Raw genomic sequence first — 2,089 nt, forward strand, 5'->3', positions numbered from 1 at the left:
AGATTGGGATTAGCATAGAAATTTTTTTCAACCTCCCATGCTAATTGGTCAACAAAACGCGCTCCATCTTCACATGTCGCATAACATTCAACATCCACCGTTAAGACACGCCGCCTTACTCCATAATTATATCCATCTTCAATTGTTTCGCTTTGTGTTGAGATATTAATTGCCGACATTTTCTCAATGGAAAAGTTGAAATCACGCATATTAAACACATTATCACCAGTAGCCGTCTTTGCTGCTTTGATCAACGTAACAAAACTTCCCCTAATCGTTTCTCTCGGATGCATGGGTGCTCCTGTTTAATTGATGCCATTTTTACTCTAAAAATGATTGACTAGGATTAATAATGATACTATTATTGGTTATGAACAATAAAGTTGAAAAAATAATCAGCTTGATGAAAGCATCACCAAAGAACATCAAGTTTTCAGATTTGTTAGCTGTGTGTGTGCATTTTTTTGGAGAACCGCGGAACAATGGTACAAGCCACTTTGTTTTTAAAACGCCGTGGCTTGGTGATCCTCGTGTGAATATTCAAAAAGATTCTGGCAACAAAGCAAAAGTCTATCAGGTCAAACAGGTCTTACAAGCGATAGAAAGGATGAGACATGAACAATAATCATTATACATATCGTGTTTTGTGGTCGCAAGAAGATGAGGAATATATCGGATTGTGTGCAGAATTCCCATCCCTTTCATGGTTAGATGCTCAAGCAGAGAAAGCTTTAAAAGGCATTATGGATCTCGTTTCAGAAGTTGTTGAGGATATGCAACATAACGGAGAAGAAGTTCCCGTGCCTTTGTCACATGGTAAATATAGTGGAAAATTTCAATTAAGAATACCACCAGAACTCCATAGAAAACTTGCAATACAAGCTGCCGAAAATGGTGTAAGCTTAAACAGATATATTTCTTCTAAACTTTGAAAAGTCTTACGCGCTAAAAGAAAAGTAATTTTTACATTCATCTCATTAGAGATTTAAATTCATAAATCCTTTTTTTGTGTGAAGAAACAGACACATTTTTACCATCTATTACAACTAAATTCTTATTAAACCTTTCGTAAATATGTTCATTTTTCTTGTTAATAATCTCCTTTTTAGCTCGTGGATTTGATTCTATATACTTATTGAGGCGATTTATACCTTGCGTATGTTTATAAAAATTGACTGGAAGGTAATGATCTACCTGATCAGGATCTACAAAAAGAGTATCTGATTTACATAAAATACCCTCAATATTATCTTTATGTAACCTCTCTAATTTATATGATTCGCGATAAAGCTTTTTAGCTAGAGATGAACTAAAAATCGCGCATTCAGAAGCACTCCGTTGAATATCCATTTCCACCATAGAAAAATGATAATTAGGTAATTGGCTCGCTTCAAGAGCCATTTTTGCTCTCATTGCTAACATTGTAGGTGGCATATGCTTGAATGCTACAGGTTCAAATAATATCAAGGATATTTGATCATTGACAGTTTTATGATCGATGACTGCAAAATGGACTTGGTTATCATCTAGATTAACGATTATTCTAGAAGATTGAATCCCATCATCGATCGTATTTTTTACTAATGTAGGAATATCCTCTGGTGTTGCAGCAAATTGAAGCTTCATTTCAGGATATTTCTTGTTGGCTTGATCTACTAGGGCAGGCATCATTTTGAGATCTATTGTTCCATAAAGGGTATCGATCCAGCTACCATTAGTGATGTCATTCTCTAGACGAGCAATAATACTTTCTAGTGGTTCATCTTCTCTGAATACAAAGCCATGTTTTTTTCTATATACAGCACTTTCTTTTTTTTCAGATACAACACTTTCTCTTTCTTGTTTTGAACCACAGATTCTTCTTAGTAAATCTCTTAATTTCGGCATATATTAACTCCCACGTTAAGAATTATCACAGGAAGTTAGTTTCACATTGTGATTAAAAAGAGTCTTACCTTGATAACCTCCCCACTTTAAGAACGGGGAGGGGAGATCTGTTTTTAACTTAAGCAACCTTTTTAATGGGGTGTTCTAAATTTGGTTCGTAAGCTTTCAAAAAAGAATCCATGCTATGCGGTAATTCTGAATC

Annotated in this window: 3 protein-coding genes and 1 pseudogene; 2 read left to right on the top strand and 2 right to left on the bottom strand. The window is 34.9% G+C overall.

Features of this window, described 5'->3' with window-relative positions:
- Positions 1-293, bottom strand: a pseudogene (locus J7R10_RS07945) (hypothetical protein); the annotation flags it as partial.
- Between the two features lie 59 nt (positions 294-352).
- Here J7R10_RS07945 and J7R10_RS07950 point away from each other — a divergent pair.
- Together J7R10_RS07950 and J7R10_RS07955 are read left to right on the top strand one after the other, a co-directional pair.
- Positions 353-625, top strand: a complete 273-nt coding sequence (locus J7R10_RS07950; protein ID WP_010704771.1) for a hypothetical protein — start codon at positions 353-355, stop codon at positions 623-625.
- Positions 615-932: a type II toxin-antitoxin system HicB family antitoxin gene (locus J7R10_RS07955; protein ID WP_010704772.1), complete on the top strand. Its 318-nt coding sequence runs from the start codon at positions 615-617 to the stop codon at positions 930-932. The genes J7R10_RS07950 and J7R10_RS07955 overlap by 11 nt, the downstream gene beginning before the upstream one ends.
- 37 nt (positions 933-969) lie before the next feature.
- On the opposite strand, the gene J7R10_RS07960 is transcribed toward J7R10_RS07955, so the two are convergent.
- A complete protein-coding gene (locus J7R10_RS07960) occupies positions 970-1,887 on the bottom strand; it encodes a YopJ/AvrA family T3SS effector serine/threonine acetyltransferase (RefSeq protein WP_010704773.1) in 918 nt (305 codons plus the stop codon).
- Between the last annotated feature and the right edge of the window lie 202 nt (positions 1,888-2,089).

It is taken from the genome of Bartonella vinsonii subsp. berkhoffii ATCC 51672, assembly GCF_902825225.1.
Lineage (GTDB): Bacteria > Pseudomonadota > Alphaproteobacteria > Rhizobiales > Rhizobiaceae > Bartonella > Bartonella berkhoffii.